This window comes from Aromatoleum bremense (assembly GCF_017894365.1).
GTDB classification, from domain to species: Bacteria; Pseudomonadota; Gammaproteobacteria; order Burkholderiales; family Rhodocyclaceae; genus Aromatoleum; species Aromatoleum bremense.
This window is the reverse complement of sequence record NZ_CP059467.1, coordinates 1,913,282-1,937,338: the sequence shown is the minus strand read 5'-3', so window position 1 is coordinate 1,937,338 and position 24,057 is coordinate 1,913,282. Positions and strand designations below refer to the sequence as shown.

The window sequence follows — 24,057 nt, the reverse complement described above, 5'->3', positions numbered from 1 at the left end:
GGGCGGCGCTGCGCACTTCGGCTGCCGCGGTCGCGGTCGCGGCTCATTCCAGCCCCGCCTCGGCACAGTATTCGGCCGCCGCCTCCAGCAGCCAGTCGCGGAACGCCGCGAGCGCAGTCGTTTCGGCCTTGCGCTCGGGAATGATCAGGTAGTACGCCTTGTCGCTGACGTAGCCGTGGCGGAACGGGATCACGAGGCGGCCGCTGTCGAGTTCTTCCTGGATCAGGAACGGCGGGATCAGCGCGACCCCCATGTCGTACATCGCGGCCTGCGCGAGCATTGTGAAGAGTTCGTGGCGCGCGCCGGTCAGATCGTGCGCGACGCGCAGGCCGAGCGACTCGAACCACAGCCGCCACGCGTACGGCCGCGTCGTCTGCTGCAGCAGCGGCAGCGCGGCGATCTCGTCCGGCGCGAGGCTGGTCTTGCCGGCGAGCAGGCGCGGGCTGCAGACAGGCACCGGGTTTTCGCGCATCAGGAAATGTCCCTCGGTGCCGGGCCAGCCGGCGTCGCCGAAATACAGCGCCGCGTCGAGCTCGGTCTCGGCGAACAGGAACGGGCGGCTGCGGTTCGTCAGATTCACCGTGACGCCCGGATGGCTGGCGAGGAAGCCGCCGAGCCGCGGCAGCAGCCAGCGCGTCGCGAACGTCGGCACGACCGCGAGCTCGATCGTCGCGCCGCGGCCGTGGTGCGCCATCACCGACAGCGTGTCGCGCTCGACCGCATCGAGCCGCGCCGTGATCTGCCGGCTGTACGACAGCCCGGCCTCGGTCAGCGTCACGCCGCGCTTCGTGCGCCGGAACAGGCGCAGGCCGAGAAATTCCTCGAGCCCGGCGATCTGGCGGCAGATCGCGCTCTGCGTCAGCGACAGCTCCTCGGCCGCGCGCGTGAAGCTTTCATGCCGCGCCGCGAGCTCGAAAGCCAGCAGCGCCGCGGTACTGGGGATCCTGCGTCGCATTCGCGAACCTCCTGAAAATGCACGATGTGCAAGCCAGACGCTTACGAGCGGGCGCCGGGTGACGCGGGAACGCCCGGAAGCGCACGGTTTCATGGTTGCATCTTACCCGCGTCGGCGTTCTCGACAATTCACGGAGTGATTTTTCTGCACAACGTGTGACGGAATTTTCGGTTGTCCCGAACGTCGTCGATTCGCTACAGTGCAGGCACAGGCAAAGCGTGGCGCACCTTCGCATCGCGCCGGCGCATATTCGAACATCCGCAGCATTGAGGAGACTTTTTAAATGGCAACGAACCGCGTGACCTTCAACTGGGCAGATCCCCTGCACCTCGACGAGCAGCTGACCGAAACCGAGCGCCTGGTGCGCGACACCGCGCGGGCGTACAGCCAGGAACGCCTGCTGCCGCGCGTGCAGGAAGCTTTCCGCCATGAAAAGACCGACCGCGCGATCTTCAACGAGATGGGCGAACTGGGCCTGCTCGGCGCGACGATCCCCGAGGAGTACGGCGGCTCCGGCATGAACTACGTGTGCTACGGCCTGATCGCGCGTGAAGTCGAGCGCGTCGATTCCGGCTATCGCTCGATGATGAGCGTGCAGTCGTCGCTGGTGATGGTGCCGATCAACGAATTCGGCACCGAAGCGCAGAAGAAGAAGTACCTGCCGAAGCTCGCGACCGGCGAATGGGTCGGCTGCTTCGGCCTGACCGAGCCGAACCACGGCTCCGATCCCGGCAGCATGGCGACCCGCGCGAAGAAGGTCGATGGCGGCTACAGCCTGTCCGGCGCGAAGATGTGGATCACGAACAGCCCGATCGCCGACGTGTTCGTCGTCTGGGCCAAGGACGACGAAGGCCAGATCCGCGGCTTCGTCCTCGAAAAAGGCTGGAAAGGCCTGTCCGCTCCGGCGATCCACGGCAAGGTCGGCCTGCGCGCGTCGATCACCGGCGAAATCGTCATGGACGAAGTGTTCGTGCCGGAAGAGAACGCCTTCCCGACGGTGCGCGGCCTCAAGGGCCCGTTCACGTGCCTGAACTCGGCGCGCTTCGGCATCGCCTGGGGTGCGCTCGGCGCCGCCGAAGCGTGCTACGAGACCGCGCGCCAGTACACGCTCGACCGCAAGCAGTTCGGCCGCCCGCTCGCCGCGAACCAGCTGATCCAGAAGAAGCTCGCCGACATGCTGACCGAGATCACGCTCGGGCTGCAGGGCTGCCTGCGCCTGGGCCGCATGAAGGACGAAGGCACCGCCGCGGTCGAGATCACGTCGATCATGAAGCGCAATTCCTGCGGCAAGTCGCTCGACATCGCCCGCATGGCCCGCGACATGCTCGGCGGCAACGGCATCTCCGACGAGTTCTGCGTCGCGCGTCACCTCGTGAACCTCGAAGTCGTCAATACCTACGAGGGCACGCACGACGTGCATGCGCTGATCCTCGGCCGCGCGATCACCGACATCGCGGCGTTCTCGAACTGATCCACCCCATGTCGGGCGCCCTGTCGCATATCCGGGTGCTCGACCTGTCGAGGATTCTGGCCGGCCCGTGGGCCGGCCAGATCCTCGCCGACCTCGGCGCCGACGTCATCAAGGTCGAGCGTCCGGGCGAGGGCGACGACACCCGCCACTGGGGTCCGCCGTTCCTCAAGGACACGCACGGCAACGACACCGACGTTGCCGCGTATTTCCTCTGCGCGAACCGCAACAAGCGTTCGATCACGGTAGACATGACGAAGCCGGACGGCCGGCAATTGCTGCGCGATCTGGCCGGCAAGTGCGACGTCGTGCTGGAGAACTTCAAGCACGGCGGGCTCGCGCGCCACGGCCTCGACTACGCGTCGCTGAAAACCGTCAATCCGCGCCTCGTGTATTGCTCGATCACCGGTTTCGGCCAGGATGGACCGTACGCGGCACGCGCCGGCTACGACTTCCTGATCCAGGGCCTCGGCGGCCTGATGAGCCTGACCGGACGGCCCGGCGACGAGCCGGGCGGCGGCCCGATGAAAGTCGGCGTCGCGCTGACCGACATCCTGACGGGCCTGTACGCGGCCAACGCGGTGCAGGCGGCACTCGCCGCGCGCGACAGGACCGGCGAAGGCCAGCACATCGACCTGGCGTTGCTCGACGTGCAGATCGCCTGCCTCGCGAACCAGGCGATGAATTACCTCACCACCGGCGTGTCACCTGGCCGGCTCGGCAACGCCCATCCCAACATCGTGCCGTACCAGGACTTCCCGACCGACGACGGCTACATGATCCTCGCCATCGGCAACGACGCGCAGTTCGCGCGCTTCTGCGAAGCGGCCGGCGACGCCTCGCTCGCGGCCGACGCCCGATTCGCCACCAACAAGGCCCGCGTCGGACACCGCGCGGTGCTGATTCCGCTGCTCAACAAGCTGACGATCCGGCGCACGACGGCCGACTGGATCGCGCGGCTCGAAGCGCTCGGCGTGCCCTGCGGACCGATCAACACGCTCGCCGACGTATTCGCCGACCCGCAGGTGCGCTCGCGCGGGCTGCGCGTCGACCTGCCGCATCCGCTCGCCGGCAACGTGCCGCAGGTCGCCAGCCCGATGCGCCTGTCGGCGACACCGGTCGAATACCGCCGCCCGCCGCCTCTCCTCGGCGAACATACCGACGAAATTCTCTCCTCGCTGCTGGCCCTGCCGGCCGAGCGCATCGCCCGCCTGAGGAATGACAACGTGATTTGAGCACGTCGTGACGCCCCGCGTCACGCCGCCGATTCACCATCGAGCCCAACGGTTGACAGGTCGTGCTGCCGCAGCGTCACCCAATCGGGCCCGGGATTTCGCTTGTAGAATCCCGATCTGAGCGATCGAACTCGAGCAGGGGCGCCGGACCGGCCGGTGCGGAACCGATTTCAGGCGAGGATGAGTGGATGTACAACGCCTTTGTCGCGGCGGCCTTCGGCATCGCGATGATGTTTCTTGCCGGCTGCAGCGAGGCGCCCCCGCTGCCGCTGAGCGTCGGTGTCAGTCCGTGGATCGGCAACGATCCCTTCGTGTTCGCCTACGAGCGCCGCTACGTTGATCGCAGCCGCGTCAAGGTCGTCGAACTCGCGTCGAGTTCGCAGGCGTTGCGCACGCTCGACAACGGCCTGCTCGATGCGGCGGCCCTGACGCTCGACGAGGCGCTGCGGCTCGCGGACAAGGGCGCGGCGATCCGCATCGTCGCCGTGCTCGCGATGTCGCACGGCGCCGACGCAATCGTCGCGCGCTCACCGATCACCAGGCCGGCGCAGCTCAAGGGCAAGCGCATCGGCATCGAGGACGGCTCAGCCGGCAGGCTGGTGCTCGCACGGATGATGGAGACGAGCCCGCTTCGATCGAACGACGTGCTGCTGCTGCGGCTCGAAGCTTCACAGCAGGAAGACGCGCTGCGCGACGGCTGGGTCGATGCGATCGTCACGTTCGAACCGATGAAGTCGCGCCTGCAGGGCGATGGCTACCAGGTGATATTTGACAGCAGCGCGATGCCCGGCGAGATCATCGATGTGCTGGTCGTGCGTGCGGACGTACTGGAACGTCGTCTCGAGGACATCGTGGACCTGCTGGCGGGCTGGCAACGGGGCGTCACCGCGCTGCACACGACCCCCGAGGCCTTCGCCGACCTGCTCGCCCCGAGCACCAGCCTCACCCCGGCGCAATACCGCGCGGCGCTCGACGGGCTGACGTTCGTGACCCTCGAGCAGAGCACGGAACTCCTCTCCGGCCAGCCGGCGCCGCTCGCCGCCCGTCACACCGGACTCGCAAAACTGATGGTCGATCTCGAGATGATCGACGGGCCGCCGGACTGGCGAACGCTGATCGTCGACACTGCGGCGCGCGCGGCCATGAAACGGACGGAAAGCGGCCCATGACTTGGGGAGGCCTCACGCTCTTGCCCGGCCGCATCCTCGCTCCGCTGCTGCTGGCCGGGTTTGCGCTGCTCGGGTCCGCACTGAATTACGTGATCCAGATGCAGGAGTTCCGCCACCAGGTCGCCAGCGACCAGCGGCGGCGCCTCACCGAGATCCTGAACTTCGAACAGAACCGGCTCGAGATCCAGGCCGGACTGGGAAGCCGTTTCCACGTCAGCCGTATCGTCGCCAGCATGGGGCTTCGGTCCGCGATCACGAATGCGTTGCTGATCGATGCCAACGGCCAGGTTGTCGGCACACTGTTTCGCACGCGGCTCTACCGCCCCCTCACCGATGCGATCGCATCCGAGGCTCCGGCGGTTCGCGCCGGCCTGCTGGCGATCGCTTCGGGCCAGGGGAAGGGGATCGAGATCGTCCAGCCGCCCGGCGATTTCGCGCTGCTGGGCCGGGTTGCGATCCGTCCCGACATGACGCTGATCGTGCGCAGCGATCTGGGCATTCCGCTGGCGCTGCGCACCGCCGCGGGCCACCAGGAGCTCTGGCGGGAAACCGCGCTGATCCTGCTGTTTGCCGCGGCGCTCGCGATACTGCTGCATGTGCTGTGGTTCGGCCGCAGCGCCCGGCTCACCGCGGCGGTCGCCGCGATCGGGGAAGGGCGGTTCGATGCGCGCAGCGGCCTGACCGGGCACGACGAGTTGGGGCAGATCGGCCAGGCACTCGACCGCATGGCCGCCGATCTCAAGGCACGCCACGCCAACCTCGAGCAACTGTCCACCCTGATCAACCGTTCGCCGGTCGTCGCGATCGAGTGGCGCAAGGAACCCGGCCTGCCCGTCACCTATGTCAGCGACAGCGTCAGGCGATGGGGTTATACGCCGGAGGAGCTGCTGTCCGGCGCGGTCCGCTACCGCGACCTGATTCATCCGGAAGATCGCGCGCGCATCAGCGCCAACCTCGCCCGCCATCTCGCCGACGGTCCGGACGATTACCGCGGGGAACACCGCGTGCGCCATGTGAGCGGCCAGTGGATCTGGCTCGACAGCCGCACCTGGCTGATCCGCGACGCGGGCGGCAGGGTCACGCACATCCGCAGCGTGCTGCTCGACGTCACCTCGCTGAAGGAAACCGAGGAGGCGCTGTTACGCCTCAACGCGACGCTCGAAGCGCGCGTCGTCGAGCGCACCGCGCAGCTCGAGGCGGCCAACCGCGAGCTCGAATCGTTCTCGTACGCCGTCTCGCACGATCTCAAGGCACCGCTGCGCGGCATCGACGGCTACAGCCAGATCCTGCTCGAAGACTACCGCGACCGGCTCGACGACGAGGGGCGGCAGTTCCTTGCCAACATCCGCCGCGGCGTCGCGCAGATGCACGAACTGATCGAGGACCTGCTCGCGTATGCGCACATCGAGCGCCAGGCGCCCCAGCCCGAGCCGGTGTCGCTGCAGCAGCTCGTCGACGAGGTCCTCGACAGTTACGCCCACGAAATCGCCGCGCTCGGCGCGAAGATCGACGTCGACGTGCGCGGACCGGAACTCTCGATCGACCGCAGCGGGCTCGCGCTGGTGCTGCGCAATCTCGTCGGCAACGCGCTGAAGTTCAGCCGCAACGCGGCCCCACCGCACATCGGGATCAGCAGCCGCGAGGAAGCAGGCACGATGCTGCTGCGGGTTCGCGACAACGGCATCGGTTTCGACATGAAATACCATGACCGCATATTCGGCATATTCCAGCGACTGCACCGCGCCGAAGACTACCCCGGTACCGGCGTCGGCCTGGCGCTGGTGCGCAAGGCGATCGAACGCATGGGCGGGACCGTGCGGGCCGAAAGCGAGCCCGGCAAAGGCGCCATCTTCCTCGTGGAGTTTCCCCTATGACCACTGAAGCCGTTTCCGGCCCGATCCTCCTCGTCGAGGACAACAACGTCGACCTCGATCTCGCGCTGCGCGCCTTCGCGCGCCGCGACCGCTCCAGCCCGATCGCGATCGAGGTTGCACGCGACGGCGAAGAGGCGCTCGCCTTCCTGCCGCGCTGGGAAAGCGGCCACCCGACGCCGGCGGTGATCCTGCTCGACAACAAGCTGCCGCGCGTCAGCGGCCTCGAAGTGCTGCAAAAGCTCAAGACGCACGAGCGCTTCCGGCGCATCCCGGTGGTGATGCTGACCTCGTCGGCCGAAGACGAGGATGTCAGGACGGCTTACGATGCCGGCGTGAATTCCTACATCGTCAAACCGATCGATTTCGGCAAATTCATCGCGGTGGCCGAGCAGATCAAGCTGTACTGGTGCACCTTGAACCACAGCCAGAGGTGAAGACGATGCGCGTCCTCTACATCGAGGACTCCGAAGCGGATGCGGATCTCGCGCGGCGCAAGCTCGCGCAGCGGGCTCCCGATATCGCGCTGGAAGTGGTCACGACGCTGCAGCGCGGGCTGTCCCGCCTCGCCGCGCAACCGCCGCCGTTCGACGTCGTGCTGTCGGACCTCCATCTCCCCGACGGCAGCGGCCTCGAACTGCTTGCGCACGTGCGCATGAATCATCTGCCGGTCGCGGTGGTCGTCCTGACCGGCGCAGGCAACCACGAGGCAGCAATGGCGGCGTTGAAAGCCGGCGCGGATGCATACCAGGTCAAGCGCGACGACTATCTCGAACAGCTGCCCACCACGCTGCGCGGCGCACTGGCGCGATTTCGCGATCCGGCTGCGCGGCGCACCCGCCCGCTGCGCGTGCTGTATGGCGAACATGACGAACTCGAGGCGCTGCGAACCCAGCGCCACCTCGCGCACTATGCGCCACAGATCCGCCTGACCATTGCGGCGAGCGCCCCCGAAGTGCTGGCACGCCTGCCGGCCGGTCCCGACGCGGCGTCCGACTTCGACGTGCTGCTGTTCGATCACGCCGCCTGCAGCTTCGACGGCCTGGAACTCGCGCGCATCGTGCGGCACCAGCACCGCCTCGCCCTGCCGATCGTGTTGATCTCCGCCCACGACGGCGAAGACCTCGTCGCGCGGACGATGGAACTGGGCGTCGATGATTTCATCGCGAAATACCCCGGCTACCTGCACGTGCTGCCGGCGACGCTGGAAAAAGTGCGCGAGCGCGCCGAACTGATCCACGAACGGGCCGAACTGCGGGCGACCACGGCCCATCTCGCGCACCTGCTGTCGGCGAGCCCGACGGTGCTCTACACGCTGCAGATCCGCGACGACGGCAAGGCGCAGGCAAGCTGGGTCAGCGACAACATCATGTCGATCCTCGGCGTCCCCCCCGCGGATGCCCTTTCACCGGGCTGGTGGCTCGCGCACGTGCATCCGGACGACCGTGCGGCGTGGGTCGCGACCCAGACGGCACTGCTGCGCGAAGGGCATCGCAGCTACGAATACCGCCTGCTCAGCGGCAAGGAGCAGGCGATCTGGATCCGCGACGACTCGCGCGTCCTGCGTGACGACAGCGGCGCGGCGGTCGAAGTGGTCGGCACCTGGACCGAGATCACGGCGCAGAAGCAGACCGAGCTGCTGCAAGCCGCGCGCAGCGCTGTGCTGAACCGGCTGGTCAGCGACGATCCGCTGCCGGTGATCCTTGACGATGTCGCGCGGCGGCTCGAAAGCCTGGCACCGGAAATGCGCGTCTCGATCCTGCTCCTCGACGAATCGGGTACCCGCCTCGTCCATGGCGCCGCGCCGAGCCTCCCCGCCTTTTACGTCGACGCGGTGGAAAACCTCGACGTGGCGGAAGGACAGGGGTCCTGCGGCACCGCGATGGCCCGCGGCGAACCGGTGTTCACCGAAGACGTGTTCGCCGATCCGGACTGGGACGCTTATCACGACTTCGCACGCAGGGCGAATTTTCGTGCCTGCTGGTCCTTCCCGTTCCGCGACGACGGCGGCAAGCTGCTCGGCGCCTTCGCTGTCTATTTCTACCGGCCGCGCCCCGTCGACCCGGCGATAGTCGAACTGATTGGCGAATTCTCGGCCCTGACGTCGCTCGCGGTGCGAAAATTCCGCGTCCTGGCAGCGTTGCGCCAGACGGCGGCGGTCATCGAGAGCACGCGTGACGGCGTGATGGTCACCGACCTGTCGCAGCGCATCGTCAGCGTCAATCGGGCGTGGTGCGAAATCACCGGCTTCTCCGAAGAGGAAGCGCTCGGGAAAACTCCCGGCATGCTCAAATCCGGCCTGCAGGACGACGGGTTCTACCGCCAGCTGTGGAACGCGGTGGCGCGCACCGGCCACTGGCAGGGCGAGATCTGGAACCGGCGCAAGAACGGCGAGCTTTATCCGCAGTGGTTGAGCGTCAGCACCGTCTACGGCGAGGACCACAGCCCGGTCCGCTACGTCGGCGTGATGACCGACATCAGCCAGTTGAAGCAGTCCCAAGCCCAGCTCGAGCGCCTCGCGCATTACGACCCGCTGACCGACCTGCCGAACCGCCTGCTGGTGCAGTCGCGCCTCGAACACGCGATCGAGCAGGCCGGCCGCCAGCAGCTCGGCCTCGGCGTGCTGTTCGTCGACCTGGACCGCTTCAAGAACATCAACGACAGCCTCGGCCACGCCAGCGGAGACGAGCTGCTGGTCGCAATCTCGTGGCGCCTGCGCACGCGGCTGCGACCGGAGGACACGCTGGCGCGCTGGGGCGGCGACGAGTTCCTCGTCATCATCGACAACCTCAGGAAACCCGACGAATCGGCCAGCGTCGCGCAGAACCTGATCGACCTGATGCGCGAACCGTTCTCGCTGCCCGACGGCGAGGTCGTGTATGTCGGCGCGAGCGTCGGCATCAGCCTCTATCCGCAGGACGGCACGAGCGCCGCCGAACTGATCCAGCACGCCGACGCCGCGCTGAACCAGGCCAAGGTGCAGGGACGCAATACCTTCCGCTTCTTCACCGAGGCGCTGAGCCAAGCGGCGCAGCGGCACGTGGACCTCGAGCGCCGCCTGCGCGTCGCGCTCGAGCAGCAGGCGTTCGTGGTCCATTACCAGCCGCAAATCGACATCTTCAGCGGCCGCGTGGTGGGCTGCGAAGCCCTGGTGCGCTGGCCCGATGCGGAAGAAGGCGCGGTGTCGCCGAACCGCTTCATCCCTTTCGCCGAGGAAAGCGGCCTGATCGTGCCGCTGGGCGAATGGGTGCTCGAGACCGCCTGCCGGCAGGCGCGTCAATGGCGCGACGCGGGCCTCGCGCCGTTGGTGGTGGCGGTGAATCTGTCGGCGCGCCAGCTGTGGCAGGCCGAGCTGCCGGACCGCATCGCGGCGATCCTCGAACGCACCGGGCTGCCGCCGGAATGTCTCGAGTTCGAACTCACCGAGAGCATGATCATGGGGCACGAAGCCCAGGCCGAGCAGCGTCTTGGCCTGCTCAAGTCGATGGGGATGCGGCTGGCGATCGACGATTTCGGCACCGGCTACTCGTCACTCGCGTACCTGAAGAACTTCCCGATCGAAATGCTGAAGATCGATCAGGGCTTCATCCGCCACATCCCCAATGACCGCAACGACATGGAGATCACCGCCGGGATCATCGCGCTGGCGCGCAAGCTCAACATCAAGGTGCTCGCCGAGGGCGTTGAAACCGACGCGCAGCTCGCGTTCCTCACCGAGCAGGGCTGCGACGCGTACCAGGGCTACCTGTTCAGCCGCCCGCTGTCGGCCGAGGATTTCGCGCAGCTGCTCGCACAACAGGCCCGCTAGCCGCGCCGTCGCCGGTCACGCCGCCGGTCGCAGTTCGACGCCGGTCGCCCCGGCGTTCAGTTCGCCGCCCAGTGCTTCGATGAGTGCCGGCAGCAATCGGCCGAATTCTCCAGTCATCAGCGCGAAACCGCCGTCGAACAGCGCGCGCGCGTCGTCTGCCCCCTGCTCGTCGAGCTTTTCCTTGACGACGTCGAGGAAATCGACGCGCTTGATCTCGAGCTTCTCGCTCAGCACGAAGCTGACGCGATCGTCGAACGTCAGCGCGAGGCGGGTCGGCAGCTTGCCGGCCGCGAGGTGGCCGCGAACTTCATCACCTTCGAGCGGGTGACGGACGTAGCGCACCGCCGCCTTGTCCTCGCTGACCGAGCGCAGCTCGCAATCCTGGTCGATCGTGAACCCGGCCGGCGCTTCGCCGCCGGCGAGCCAGTCGGCCATCGCGCTGGTCGGCGAGCGCTCGGTGCGCAGCAAACCGAGCGGGAGTGCATCGAGAGACTGGCGCAATGCCTCCAGCACGTCCTCCGCGCGGGCCTGGCTCGGCGCATCGATGCCGAGCCACCCCCCAATAGGGTCGATCCACGCGAAGACCTTGCGGCGCCGCGTGAAGGCCCGCGGCAGCAGTTCCTGCATTACCTGTTCGCGCAGGTCCTTCATCTGCTTGCGACCGAGCTTGTAGCCCTGGCGCGCGGCGATGTCCTCGGCGCGCTCTTCGGCCTCCTGCTTGACCACCGACGACGGCAGCAGCTTCTGCTCCAGGCCGAGCGCGATCAGCCACTGCCCGCCGACGCGGTGCAGCAGGAATTCGTCACCGGTCGGCGACACCCAGCCACGGGTTTCCTGGTCCTGGCTGCCGCACGGCACGAAACGCTTGCGGGCGAGCTGGTCCTCGAGCGTCTCGGCGCTGATGTCCCAGCCGACGGGAAGGCGATAAACCTGCAGGTTCTTGAACCACATGAATATTTTTCCGGATTTTCGATGATCTGACGGTCGCGCCGGCGCCATCGTAGCGATGCGGCGCATGACGAAGGATTACTGGATGCGCCCTGACTCGGCAATCATGCGGATCACGCGAACGGTGTCGAGGTCCGATTGATGATAGGCGGCCTTGACATATTCGGCGTAGGCCCGGTCCGGACTTCCCGCCTCTTCGGGCAAGGTCGTCAGGTAGCGGAAACGCAGCACGAGGACGCCCTCGGCCGGCTCCTCGATCGCGATCGTCAGGCTGCCTCCCGGATGGCTCGCAGTGCGCTCGGACTCGAAGCAGATTGATTCCATGGGCATCAGCGTGACCCGGTCGCGAACCAGCGCGCTGCCGAACCGCAGTTCCCGCACGAGCTCGTTCGTGCTCCGCTCGACAATCGTGCACGCCTCGAGGCCGGGCAGGAACGGCCGCGCATCCTCGGCCCGGCACAGCAGCCCGAACCACACTTCTTCGCGATTCAGCTCGGTGAGCAGGGGGTCGGCGGGGTCATTCACCACCACCACATGTTCAAAGTTCACACTCCACTCCGGTACCGCGGGGGGCAACAGTCTAACGCGCTTCGGTTAGCATCCACCGATGCATATCGAACGAATTCTCCACTCCCAGGGCTTCGGCAGCCGCAAGGTTTGCCGCGCCCTGATCCGCGCCGGCCGCGTGACGATTTCCGGCCAGGTCCAGGACAACCCCTTTGCCGATTTTCCGGCCGAAGACCTGGTCTTCACGGTCGATCGCGAGACCTGCCGGTTTCGCGACAAGGCCTACCTGATGCTGCACAAACCCTCCGGTTACGAGTGCTCGCGCCAGCCGCAGTTCCATGCTTCGGTGTTCGCGCTATTGCCGGAACCGCTGGTGAACCGTGGCGTCCAGGCGATCGGCAGGCTGGACCAGGACACCACCGGCCTGCTGCTGCTGTCCGACGACGGACAGTTCATCCACGTCTGGAGCGCCGGCAGGAAACGCGTGCCGAAAATCTATGAAGTCGTCGTGCGTCACCCCGTCAGCGAGACGATGACCCAGGCGCTGCTCGCCGGCGTGCAGCTTCACGACGACCCCGAGCCGGTCGCAGCGGCGGCTTGCGAACGAACGGGGGAGCGGAGTCTAAAGCTGACGATCACCGAAGGCAAGTACCACCAAGTCAAGCGCATGGTCGCTGCCGCCGGCAATCGCGTCGAGTCGCTGCACCGCAGCGGCATCGGCGGCCTGATGCTGCCCGACGACCTCGCCCCCGGCCAGTGGCGCTGGCTGGACGACGGCGATTTCGCCCGGTTGACCGATTTCGATACCACTGCAGACTGAAAAAACCTCATCGGCAAGTCCCGGCGACCTGTCTGCCAAACCTTTTTCCCCCTGGCTGAAGACGCTTTGTACAGCAGAGTCCGGGCGCCGTCCAGCGCCGGTCGAAGCGGTTTCACCAAGGTTCGGAGTCGCTGCGGGTTTTCCTTTGCCGCATTTCGCAGGTTCGTGTTTTTGTTCTTCTGTTTTTTAAGATTAATTAAAGATAAAGAAGTATACAGTGCCCGTTTTTCTGTGGATAAGTCAGCTTTCTCCAGCAGTTCCTTGCGATTCGGCGCGGGACAAAGCCGTAGATAAACCTGCTGTTCACCTGTGTGCGGATTGTGGTCGAATTTTGGACTTCCGCCGTTGAAGGCCTTTTCCCACAATGCATTCACGCTTGTTCCCTGTACTTGTCCACCAAAATGAACGTTTGCGCTGATAACCGCCTTTTCGACTGGGACATCTTCTGTCGGGTTGTGGATAACTTCGGGGATATCGGTGTCTGCTGGCGCCTGGCCAAAGGGCTTGCGGGCGATCATGGGCTCGCGGTCCGCCTGTGGATCGATGACCTGGATGCATTCTCGCGGCTGTGCCCGGGGACTTCGACGGTCGGCGGGCGAATCCTCGCCGGGGGCGTCGAAATTCGTCGCTGGGATCCCGACTTTCCGTCCGTCGAGCCGGCGGCCGCGGTCATCGAGGCGTTCGGCTGCGAGCTGCCGGAAAGTTATCTGGCGGCGATGGCCGCGCGCCCGTCGCCGCCGCCGTGGGTCAATCTCGAATACCTGTCGGCCGAAAGCTGGGTCGGCGATTACCACCGCATGGCGTCACCGCATCCCCGCCTGCCGCTGGTAAAGCATTTCTTCTTTCCGGGTTTTTCGCCGCGCACCGGAGGGCTGTTGCGCGAACGCGGCCTGCTCGACGCACGCGACCGTTTCCAGGCACAGTCGGCGGCGCAGGAGACCCTGCTACGCTCGCTGGGGGTCGCGGCGCCGCGACCGGGGACGCGCCTGATATCGCTGTTCGCCTACGAGCAACCCGCCCTGGCAGCGCTGCTCGCGCGCTGGGCGGACGGCGACGAGCCGGTACTGCTGCTCGTGCCCGAAGGGCCCGTCGTCGGCGACGTGATGCGTTTTTTCGGCGAACACGAGGCGGCAGCCGGTGCGTGCCGTCAAAGAGGCGCGCTGACTGCGGCCATCCTGCCCTTCGTCGACCAGGAGCGTTACGACCGCCTGCTGTGGGCGTGCGACGTCAATTTCGTCCGCGGCGAAGACTCGTTCGTCCGCGCGCAGTGGGCCGGCCGACCGTTTGTTTGGCACATTTACCGGCAGGAGCAGGACGCCCACCGGGTCAAGCTCGAGGCTTTTCTCGACCGCTACACGGCGACGATGGAACGCCCCGCGGCAGCGGCAATCAGGCAGTTCTGGCGCGCGTGGAACGGATGGGGCGGTATCGCCTCGGCGTGGCGCCCGTTCGAGGCCGCGTTACCTGCGATCGGCACCCATAACCGGTCTTGGGCACATGCGCTCGCGAGCGCGCCGGATCTGGCTTCGTCGCTGGTGCAATTTTCGCGGAACGCAGTAAAATGACCGGTTTTTAAATATTTACGGGCCGCACCCGTTCGACAGGAAACAGCATGAAAACCGCACAGGAACTTCGCTCCGGCAACGTCATCATGGTGGGTGCCGACCCGCTCGTGGTGCAGAAAGCCGAATACAACAAGTCCGGCCGCAACTCCGCGGTCGTGAAGATGAAACTCAAGAACCTCCTGACCGGCGCGCCTTCGGAGTCGGTGTACAAGGCCGACGACAAGTTCGAAGTCGTCCAGCTCGACAAGAAGGAAGTCACGTACTCGTACTTCGCCGATCCGATGTACGTGTTCATGGACGCCGACTACGAGCAGTACGAAGTCGAAGCCGAGAACATGACCGACGCGCTGAAGTACCTCGAAGACGGGCTGCAGTGTGAAGTCGTGTTCTACAACGGCAAGGCGATTTCGGTCGACCTGCCGAATTCGGTGGTCCGCGAAGTGATCTACACCGAACCCGCCGTCAAGGGCGATACTTCCGGCAAGGTCATGAAACCGGCGAAGATCGCCAGCGGCTTTGAATTGCCGGTGCCGGCGTTCGTCGAGATCGGCGACAAGATCGAAATCGATACCCGTACCGACGAGTACAAGAACCGCGTCAAGTAAGCTGTTCCTTGCCGCATGCCCGGGCCCCGTCAGGGGCCCGATTTTTTGCGGCTCCGCATCGTGACGAACTGAACCGAAGCGTGCGGCTCCCCCGCGGGACGCCCGGCACGCTACACTTTCACGCCCACGCATCCAGGCCAGGCGCAACGATGAAGTTCCGGATAATTTCTGTCCTTGCGGGTGTCGCAGCGGCTTTCGCGATTGCCGCGTGTTCCGGGCAGGGGAGCGGCGAATCCGTCACGACGCCGGAGGTGCCGGAACCGGCGGCGCAGATTCCGCGGGCAACCGTGCCGCCGGGCGAAAGTGCTGCGCCGGTCGAAGAAGCTGCGCCGCGCGAGCGCGACGAAGCGGCCACCATGGCGGTGCCGGCAGCGTTGACGGATCGCGACAAGGCCGAACCGGACGTGGACGCGCGCGACGCGAAGGCAGCGACCGAAGAAGCGACGCGCAAGATCCTCGATGTCACGCGTGATGCCGCTGCCGCCATCACCGAAGCAGGCCGCGAAGCGGTGCGTTCGGTACGGCGCGACGACGTCGCGGACGAAGGGAAATAGCGGCGGAAGCCGCCCCCACGCTCCGGATCGCCCGCTTCCCCCATGTCCGACCCCATCCGCATCTTCGGTGCGCGCCAGAACAACCTCAAGAACCTGTCGCTCGATATCGCGCTGAACGAGATCACGGTCGTCACCGGCGTTTCCGGCTCGGGCAAGTCGTCGCTGGTGTTTGACACGCTGTATGCGGAAGGCCAGCGGCGCTACGTCGAGACGTTCTCGCCGTACGCGCGCCAGTTTCTCGATCGTATGGACCGCCCGCAGGTCGATCGCATCGAAGGCGTGCCGCCGGCGATCGCGATCGACCAGACCAACCCGGTGAAGAGCTCGCGCTCGACGGTCGGCACGATGACCGAGCTCGCCGACCACTTCAAGCTGCTCTACGCGCGCGCCGCGCGGCTGTATTGCCGGCGCTGCGGCGCGCCGGTGCGGCGTGACGATCCGGACAGCATCCTTGCAGCGCTCGTCGAGCGCTGCGCCGCGGACGACCCGCGCCTGGTGCTGACGTTCGCGGTGCCGGTGCCGGCGAATTTCAGCGAGGACGAGGTCACGAACCTGCTCAGTCAGCAGGGCTACACACGCATCCACGCGCGCGAGCATGGCAATGGGGGCACGGGCGGTGACATGCTGCACGTCGTGCAGGACCGCTTCCGCCTGTCGAACGCCGGGCGCGGCCGTGTCATCGAGGCCGTCGAAACGGCGATGGACCACGGCCACGGCCGGGTCGCGGTGCGCGCGCAAGGTGATGAGGGTGAAACGGTATGGCGCTTCAGCAGCGGTCTCCACTGCGCCGACTGCGACATCCCATACGCCGACCCCAGCCCCGGCCTGTTCTCGTTCAATTCGCCGGTCGGCGCATGCGACACTTGCCGCGGCTTCGGCCGCGTCATCGGCGTGGATTTCTCGCTGGCGATTCCCGACGAATCGAAAACCCTCGCTGAAGGCGCGGTGAAACCCTGGCAGACGGCGAGCTACCGCGAATGCCAGGAAGACATGGCGAAGATGGCGAAGAAATACGGCGTGGCGATGGACATCCCGTTCCGCGACCTGCCGCCCGAGCACCGCCGCTGGGTGCTCGAAGGCGATCCGGAGTGGAAGAGCTGGGACGCGTCCTGGCCGCGCAAGTGGTACGGCGTGCGTCACTTCTTCGACTGGCTCGAGAGCAAGGCGTACAAGATGCACATCCGCGTGCTGCTGTCGCGCTACCGCAGCTACACGGAGTGCCCGGCCTGCAACGGCGCGAGGCTGAAGCCGGAAGCGCTGCTGTGGCGATTGGGTGACGGAAACCCCGCGGATTCGCGCCGCCCCGGCCTCGCGATCCACGAACTGATGGCGCTTCCCGTCAGCTGCGTGCGCGATTTCATCGCCCGAATCGAACTGCCGGCCGGCCTCGACGAGGCGACCGGACTGCTGCTCGGCGAAATCAGGAGCCGCCTCGACTACCTCGCCAACGTCGGGCTGGCGTATCTGACGCTCGACCGCCAGTCGCGCACGCTGTCCGGCGGCGAAGTGCAGCGCATCAACCTGACCACCGCGCTCGGCACCTCGCTCGTCAATACGCTGTTCGTCCTCGACGAGCCGTCGATCGGCCTGCATCCGCGCGACATCGACCGCATCCTCGCGGTGATGACGCGGCTGCGCGACGCCGGCAACACGCTCGTCGTCGTCGAGCACGACCCGCAGCTGATGCGCGCTGCCGACCGCCTGCTCGACATCGGCCCCGGTCCCGGCGAGCGCGGCGGCGAGATCGTCGGCTACGCGTCGCCGGCGGGGATCGCCGCCGACCCGGCGTCGCTGACCGGCGCCTATCTCGCCGGTCGCAAGCGCGTCGATGCCGGGCGACGGTTGCGGCCGGTTTCGCCGGGCGACACGATGCTGCGGCTCGTCGGTGCGCGCGAGCACAACCTGCGCGGCATCGACGTCGATTTTCCGCTCGGCCGCCTGGTGTGCGTCAGCGGCGTGTCCGGTTCGGGCAAGTCGAGCCTGATCCAGGACGTGCTGTACCCGGCGCTGGCGAAGCATTTCGGCCAGGGCAGCGACGCGGCCGGCGCGTTCGGGCGCCTCGAAGGGGTCGAATCGCTGGCCGGCGTCGTGATGGTCGACCAGTCGGCGATCGGCAAGAGCGCGCGCTCGAATCCGGTCAGCTATGTCGGTGCGTGGGACGCGATCCGTGCGCTGTTCGCCGCGCTGCCCGAGGCGCAGAGCCGCGGCTACACGCCCGGCACGTTCAGCTTCAACGCCGGCACCGGGCGCTGCCCGACCTGCAACGGCTCGGGTTTCGAACATGTCGAGATGCAGTTCCTGTCCGATGTCTATCTGCGCTGCCCCGACTGCGACGGCAAACGCTACCGGCCCGAAGTGCTCGAGCTCGCGTGGCGCGGCAAGTCGGTCGCCGACGTGCTCGCGCTGACGGTGTCGGAGGCGCTGGCGTTCTTTGCCGACCAGCCGGCGGTGCAGGCCGCGCTCGCGCCGCTCGCCGACGTCGGCCTCGACTACCTGCGCCTTGGCCAGCCGGTGCCGACGCTATCGGGAGGCGAGGCGCAGCGCCTGAAGCTTGCCGGCCATCTCGCCGATTCGGCGAAACTCGCCGGCCGCCGATCGATCGGGAAAGCTGCGCGCGGTAAGGCGCAGGCGCCCGGCCGGCTGCTGTTCCTGTTCGACGAGCCGACCACCGGGCTGCATTTCGACGACGTCGCGACGCTGCTGCGGGCGTTCGAAAAGCTCCTCGACGCGGGCCATGCGCTGATTGTCATCGAGCACAACCTCGACGTGCTGCGCGCCGCCGACTGGATCATCGATCTCGGCCCGGAAGGTGGCGAGGGCGGCGGCGCACTCGTCATTGCCGGGCGGCCGGCTGCCGTCATGGCTTGCGCCGCATCGCATACCGGCCGCGCGTTGCGCGCGTATGACGCGGAATTCGCGGCGGAGGCGGCCGGCAGCGCGTCACCCGCGAATGGCCTCGTGGCCGCCGAACCCGCCGCGCGTTACCGCCCGGCCGCCGCGCCGGCGATCGGGATCCGCCATGCGCGCGAGCACAACCTGAAGAACGTCAGCCTGTCGATCCCGCGCGACCGCTTCACCGTGATCACCGGCCTGTCCGGCTCGGGCAAATCGACGCTCGCGTTCGACATCGTGTTCGGCGAAGGCCAGCGCCGCTATCTCGAGTCGCTGAACGCCTACGCGCGGCAGTTCGTCCAGCCGGCGGCGCGGCCCGATGTCGATGCGCTGTCCGGCATCCCGCCGACCGTCGCGATCGAGCAGCGCGTGAGCCGCGGTGGGCGCAAGAGCACCGTCGGCACGCTTACCGAGATCCAGCCTTTCCTGCGCCTCTTGTACGTCAAGCTCGGCACGCAGTACTGCCCGCAGTGCGACGTGCCGGTGTCGCCGCAGAGCTTCGACGCGATCGCGGCGCAGCTCCTGCGCGACTACCGCGGCACCTCCGTCGAACTGCTGGCGCCGCTGGTGACAAACCGCAAGGGGCTGTACACGGCGATCGCGAAATGGGCGAGGGGCAAAGGCTACGCGCAGCTGCGCGTCGATGGCGAGTACTTGCCGACCGCCAAATGGCCGCGCCTCGATCGCTACGTCGAGCACACGATCGAGCTGCCGGTCGGCATGGTCGTCGTCGCGCCGGAGCACGAGGCGGCGCTGCGCGCGCAGCTCGCCGATGCGCTCGAACATGGCAAGGGCGTCGTCAAGGTGCTCGAGCTCGGCAGGCTCGGCGCGAGTCCGGTCACGTTCTCGACGCTGCGCGCCTGCCCGTGCTGCGGCGACAGCTTCCCGGAACCGGATCCGCGGCTGTTCTCGTACAACGCCAAACACGGCTGGTGCCCGGCGTGCTACGGCACCGGCCTCGCGCTGTCCGGTCGCATCGAGGACCCGGACGCGCTGGACCTCGGCGATCTCGGCGAACAGGAGCATGCGGACGGCGCGGTGTGCGCGGTGTGCGACGGCGCGAGGCTCAATCCGGTCGCCCGCGCGGTGCGTTTCCGCGAGCGCGGCATCCACGAACTGTCGGCGCAGCCGGTCGCAGCGCTCGCCGCGTTCTTCGACGGCCTGCGGCTCGCCGGGCGCGAGATCGACATCGCGCGCGACCTCGTTGCCGAGATCCGCGGCCGGCTCGACTTCCTGCAGCAGGTCGGGCTCGCCTACCTCGCGCTCGACCGCGGCGCGCCGACGCTGTCGGGCGGCGAGGCGCAGCGCATCCGGCTCGCCGCGCAGCTCGGCTCGAACCTGCGCGGCGTGTGCTACATCCTCGACGAACCGACGATCGGGCTGCATCCGCGCGACAACCGCATGCTGCTCGACACCCTCGAGCGCCTCCGCGACCGTGGCAACACATTGCTCGTCGTCGAGCACGACGAGGAGACGATCCGCCGCGCCGACCATGTCATCGACCTCGGTCCCGGCGCGGGCGTGCGCGGCGGCCGCGTCGTCGCCGAAGGCCGCCTCGCGGACCTGATCGCCGCGCCCGAATCGGCGACCGGCGCCTTCCTGCGGGCGCCGCTGCAGCATCCGCTGCGCCCGCGCCGGCCGCTCGACGACGCGCATGCGGCGATCCGCGTCGTCGGCGCGAACCTGCACAACCTGCGCGACGTGTCGGCAGCCGTGCCGCTGGCGCGCCTGACGGTCGTCACCGGCGTGTCCGGCTCAGGCAAATCGACGCTCGCGCGCGACGTGATCCACGCCAGCCTGCGCAAGCTGCTCGGTGACCCCGACGCGGCGCGCGCCCGGCGCCGCGGCCAGGCGCAGCCGCAGCGCAGCGATGTCGAGCCGGTCGGCTGCCGCGCGATCGAAGGCTGGCAGGCGATCGGCCGCGTGCTCGAAGTCGACCAGACGCCGATCGGCAAGACGCCGCGCTCGTGCCCGGCGACCTACGTCGGGTTCTGGGACGCGATCCGCAAGCTCTTCGCCGACACGTTCGAAGCGCGCACGCGCGGCTGGAGCGCGTCGCGCTTCTCGTTCAACACCGGCGCCGGGCGCTGCCCGGTGTGCGAAGGGCAAGGCCAGACGACGGTCGAGATGAGCTTCCTGCCGGACGTCAAGCTGCCGTGCGACGCGTGCGGCGGCGCACGCTTCAACCCCGAGACGCTGATGGTGCGCTGGCGCGACAGGACGGTCGCCGACGTGCTTGCGATGCCGATCGACGAAGCGGTCGGGTTCTTCGCCGCGCATCCGTCGATCGCGCACCCGCTCGCGCTGCTGCAGGACGTCGGCCTGGGCTACCTGACGCTCGGCCAGTCGAGCCCGACGCTGTCCGGCGGCGAAGCGCAGCGCATCAAGCTGGTCACCGAACTGGCGAAAGTGCGTGGCCGCGCCGGCGACAGCACCCCAATGAGTGCGGCGACCGCCGGACGGCCGCTGCCGGCCGAAAAGCACACGCTGTACGTCCTCGACGAGCCGACCGTGGGCCTGCACATGGCGGACGTCGACAAGCTGATCCGGGTGCTGCAGCGGCTCGCCGACGCCGGCCACACGGTGCTGGCGATCGAGCACGATCTGGACATCATGGCCGAAGCGGATTGGCTGATCGACCTTGGGCCCGAAGGCGGAGACGGCGGCGGCGAAATCGTCGCGCAGGGCCCGGTCGATGCCGTGTGCGAGTGTTCCGCTTCGCACACGGCGGTGATCCTGAAAGAGTTCCTCGCCGCGCGCAGCGCGGCGCCCGCGGGTACACCCGCCACGCCGTCGCCGCCGGCGCGGCCGGAACGACGCCAGCTTCCGCCTAGTTGACGCGCATCGGCACGAAGATGCGCGCACCGCCGCGCTGGATCAGCAGCGCGAAGCGGTCGCCGGCTTTTTCGATCAGTGCGCGGAACGAGGCGATGTCCGACACCGGCTGGTTGTTCAGTGCGAGTATGACGTCGCCGCGCTGCAGGCCGGCGCGTTGCGCCGGACCGGCCGCGCGCTCGATGACGATGCCGCCGCGCACGCCCAGCAGTGCTGCTTCTTCCGCAGTCAGCGGGCGAATGACGAGGCCGATTTTGCCACCGGCGTCTTCGCCCTGCGGACCGCCCGGCTCGCCGCGGCCTTCCGCGACCGCTTCGCCGCGCATCTCGCCGAGCGTCGCCGTCACCGTGCGGGTGCGGCCGTCGCGCCACAGTTCGAGCTTCACCTCGCTGCCGGGACGCTTGTCGCCGATGATGCGCGGCAGATCGCCCGACTCTTCGATCTTCGTGCCGTTGACGCCGAGCACGACGTCGCCGGCCTTGATGCCGGCCTTGTCCGCGGCGCCGCCCGGTTCGACGTTCGAGACCAGGGCGCCTTTCGGTTCGGCAAGTCCGAACGACTGTGCCAGCTCACGCGTCATGCCCTGGATCGTGACGCCGAGCTTGCCGCGCTGCACGCGACCGTACTTGATGATCTGGTCCTTGACGTTCAGCGCGACATCGATCGGGATCGCGAACGAGATGCCCATGAAGCCGCCCGAGCGCGAGTAGATCTGCGAGTTGATGCCGATCACTTCGCCGGTGAGGTTGAACAGCGGGCCGCCCGAGTTGCCGGGGTTGATCGCGACGTCGGTCTGGATGAACGGCACGTAGTTCTCGTCCGGCAGGCGCCGCGCCTTCGCCGAGATGATGCCGGCCGTCACGGTGTTGTCGAAGCCGAACGGCGAACCGACCGCCACCACCCATTCGCCGACGCGTGCCTTGTCCGCGTTGCCGGTGCGCACCACCGGCAGGCCGCTCGCATCGATCTTGAGCAGCGCGATGTCGGTGCGCGGATCGGTGCCGACCACTTTCGCCTTGAATTCGCGCTTGTCGATGAGCCGCACGGTCACTTCCGATTCGACTCCGTCCTCACCCGCGCCGACGACGTGCGCATTGGTCAGCACGTAGCCGTCGGCACTGACGATGAAACCCGAGCCGATGCCGCGGCTGATCTGCGGGCCGCGGCTGCCGTTGCCCGGCATCCCGGGCATGCCGGGCAACGGCACGCCGAAGCGGCGGAGGAAGTCGTAGAACGGGTCTTCGGCAAGCGCTCCGGCTTCCGGCGCAGCCCGTTCCTGCACGACACTGATGTTGACGACCGCCGGGCCGACGCGCTCGACGAGGTCGCCGAAATCGGGCAGGCCGAGGGAGTTTGGCGCGACCAGCGGAGCCACGGATTCCGCGGCGGCGAACGCCTGCGGGGATGGGAGCAGGCCGATTGCGGCCGGCACAATGGCGGCAAGGGCGACGACGAACGGGCGGCTGAACGGATGGTTTCTCATGTTTTTCCTGTATCCCTGAAGAAAATTGCCTGCGCCGGTGGACTTGCAGGGCATGCAAATTGTTCCCGGCATGAATTGGCCGACGATCCGTGCGTCATCGCCTGCGTATTCGGCGCAGCAGGCGTGCGATCCGGTGCGGGCAGCGATTTCCGGCCGGATTTCAGGGTTCCGTCGCGCCGGGCAGGGGGTTCGTTCGCGCACGGACCGATCCGGGGGCGGCCGGAGGTGCTTGTCTGCGCCGGCAGGGTACGGAGTAATATCTTTCCTGATACTCCTTTCCGGGGCAGACCGACGCGATGACCCTAACCGACCTGCGATACCTCATAGCGCTTGCCCGTGAACGTCACTTCGGCCGCGCGGCCGAGAAGTGCCATGTCAGCCAGCCGACGCTGTCGGTTGCAATCAAGAAAATCGAAGAGGAACTCGGCGTACAACTGTTCGAGCGCAGTGCGACCGAAGTGAAGATCACCGCGACCGGACGCCGCATCGTCTCGCAGGCCGAGAAAGTGCTGCTGGAGGCGGCCCAGATCCCGGAGATCGCCTCGGCCGGCAGGGATCCGCTGGCGGGGCCGTTGCGGCTCGGGGTCATCTTCACGATCGGGCCTTATCTGTTGCCGCGCCTGATCCCGCGCGTGCATCGACTCGCGCCGCGGATGCCACTGATCATCCAGGAAAACTACACGGCCCGCCTCGCCGAGGCGCTCAAGCGCGGCGAACTGGACGTCGTGATCCTGTCACTGCCGTTCGCCGAGCCCGGGATCGTCGCCCAGCCGGTCTACGATGAGCCGTTCCGTGTCCTGATGCCGGCTGCGCATCCGTGGCACGGCCAGGAGCGGATCGACCCCGACATGCTCGCCGAAGAGCAGCTGCTGCTGCTCGGCGCCGGCAACTGCTTCCGCGACCAGGTGCTCGAAGTGTGCCCGCACTGCCGCAACGTCAGCGGCCTGCAGCGCACGCTCGAGGGCAGCTCGCTGGAGACGATCCGCCACATGGTCGCGACCGGCCTCGGCGTGACGGTGTTGCCGAGCTCGGCAGCCGACGAACTCCCCGCGCAGAATCCGCTCGTCGCGGTCCGTCCGTTCGCGGCGCCAGAGCCTTCACGGCGCGTCGCGCTGGCGTGGCGCGTGACGTACCCGCGCAGCGGCGCGATCGACGTGTTGCGCACCGCGATCCTCGAAAGCGCGCTGCCCGGGGTCCGGCCGATCGGCCGGGTCACGACGGTCGAGACGGCGGAAGCGCCATGAGCCTCCGGGCGATGCACTGCCGGCCACGCGGCGGGCGGCCGGCGTGGCGGTGAAGGCAGTCGCGCCCGGCGAGCGAAGTCCGCGCGAGCGTCCGCGCG

General features: G+C 67.6%; 16 protein-coding genes. 12 read left to right on the top strand and 4 right to left on the bottom strand.

Annotated elements, in window-relative coordinates:
• Window positions 1-43: 43 nt before the first annotated feature.
• A complete protein-coding gene (locus tag pbN1_RS09060) occupies window positions 44-955 on the bottom strand; it encodes a LysR family transcriptional regulator (protein ID WP_169200838.1) in 912 nt (303 codons plus the stop codon).
• Window positions 956-1,238: 283 nt separating this feature from the next.
• Here pbN1_RS09060 and pbN1_RS09055 point away from each other — a divergent pair, with 283 nt between their 5' ends.
• From pbN1_RS09055 to pbN1_RS09030, 6 genes are all read left to right on the top strand, one after another.
• On the top strand, window positions 1,239-2,426 hold the full coding sequence (locus tag pbN1_RS09055; protein ID WP_169200839.1) for an acyl-CoA dehydrogenase: 1,188 nt from the start codon (window positions 1,239-1,241) through the stop codon (window positions 2,424-2,426).
• A gap of 8 nt (window positions 2,427-2,434) precedes the next feature.
• On the top strand, window positions 2,435-3,658 hold the full coding sequence (locus pbN1_RS09050; protein ID WP_169200840.1) for a CaiB/BaiF CoA transferase family protein: 1,224 nt from the start codon (window positions 2,435-2,437) through the stop codon (window positions 3,656-3,658).
• A gap of 188 nt (window positions 3,659-3,846) precedes the next feature.
• Window positions 3,847-4,827, top strand: a complete 981-nt coding sequence (locus tag pbN1_RS09045) for an ABC transporter substrate-binding protein (RefSeq protein ID WP_169200841.1) — start codon at window positions 3,847-3,849, stop codon at window positions 4,825-4,827.
• Complete coding sequence (locus pbN1_RS09040; protein WP_169200842.1) at window positions 4,824-6,701, top strand: ATP-binding protein; 1,878 nt, start codon at window positions 4,824-4,826, stop codon at window positions 6,699-6,701. The genes pbN1_RS09045 and pbN1_RS09040 overlap by 4 nt, the downstream gene beginning before the upstream one ends.
• Complete coding sequence (locus tag pbN1_RS09035; RefSeq protein ID WP_169200843.1) at window positions 6,698-7,135, top strand: response regulator; 438 nt, start codon at window positions 6,698-6,700, stop codon at window positions 7,133-7,135. The genes pbN1_RS09040 and pbN1_RS09035 overlap by 4 nt, the downstream gene beginning before the upstream one ends.
• 5 nt (window positions 7,136-7,140) lie before the next feature.
• Entirely contained in the window at window positions 7,141-10,506 is a 3,366-nt protein-coding gene (locus pbN1_RS09030; protein WP_169200844.1) for an EAL domain-containing protein, read from the top strand.
• 15 nt (window positions 10,507-10,521) lie between these two features.
• On the opposite strand, the gene pbN1_RS09025 is transcribed toward pbN1_RS09030, so the two are convergent.
• Both pbN1_RS09025 and pbN1_RS09020 read right to left on the bottom strand, forming a co-directional pair.
• Window positions 10,522-11,457, bottom strand: coding sequence for a recombination-associated protein RdgC (locus pbN1_RS09025; RefSeq protein WP_169116881.1), 936 nt, complete (start codon window positions 11,455-11,457; stop codon window positions 10,522-10,524).
• Between the two features lie 75 nt (window positions 11,458-11,532).
• Window positions 11,533-12,003, bottom strand: a complete 471-nt coding sequence (locus pbN1_RS09020; protein ID WP_169200845.1) for an SRPBCC family protein — start codon at window positions 12,001-12,003, stop codon at window positions 11,533-11,535.
• Window positions 12,004-12,061: 58 nt separating this feature from the next.
• On the opposite strand from pbN1_RS09020, the gene pbN1_RS09015 reads away from it, so the two are divergent.
• The 5 genes from pbN1_RS09015 (at window position 12,062) to uvrA (ending at window position 21,235) form a co-directional block, all read left to right on the top strand.
• Entirely contained in the window at window positions 12,062-12,781 is a 720-nt protein-coding gene (locus pbN1_RS09015) for a 16S rRNA pseudouridine(516) synthase (RefSeq protein WP_169200846.1), read from the top strand.
• Between the two features lie 401 nt (window positions 12,782-13,182).
• Window positions 13,183-14,346 carry an elongation factor P maturation arginine rhamnosyltransferase EarP gene (gene earP, locus pbN1_RS09010; protein ID WP_169200847.1) on the top strand — a complete coding sequence of 388 codons (1,164 nt, stop codon included), beginning with the start codon at window positions 13,183-13,185 and terminating at the stop codon, window positions 14,344-14,346.
• 47 nt (window positions 14,347-14,393) lie between these two features.
• Window positions 14,394-14,951, top strand: coding sequence for an elongation factor P (efp, locus tag pbN1_RS09005; protein ID WP_053420616.1), 558 nt, complete (start codon window positions 14,394-14,396; stop codon window positions 14,949-14,951).
• Between the two features lie 149 nt (window positions 14,952-15,100).
• Window positions 15,101-15,505: a hypothetical protein gene (locus pbN1_RS09000; protein ID WP_169200848.1), complete on the top strand. Its 405-nt coding sequence runs from the start codon at window positions 15,101-15,103 to the stop codon at window positions 15,503-15,505.
• A gap of 42 nt (window positions 15,506-15,547) precedes the next feature.
• Complete coding sequence (gene uvrA / locus pbN1_RS08995) at window positions 15,548-21,235, top strand: excinuclease ABC subunit UvrA (protein WP_169200849.1); 5,688 nt, start codon at window positions 15,548-15,550, stop codon at window positions 21,233-21,235.
• Here uvrA and pbN1_RS08990 read toward each other — a convergent pair.
• Window positions 21,228-22,715 (bottom strand): DegQ family serine endoprotease, encoded by a 1,488-nt coding sequence (locus pbN1_RS08990; RefSeq protein WP_169116886.1) that lies wholly within the window; start codon window positions 22,713-22,715, stop codon window positions 21,228-21,230. The genes uvrA and pbN1_RS08990 overlap by 8 nt on opposite strands.
• A gap of 296 nt (window positions 22,716-23,011) precedes the next feature.
• Between pbN1_RS08990 and pbN1_RS08985 the strand changes: the two genes are divergently transcribed.
• Complete coding sequence (locus tag pbN1_RS08985; protein ID WP_169200850.1) at window positions 23,012-23,959, top strand: hydrogen peroxide-inducible genes activator; 948 nt, start codon at window positions 23,012-23,014, stop codon at window positions 23,957-23,959.
• Window positions 23,960-24,057: the final 98 nt, after the last annotated feature.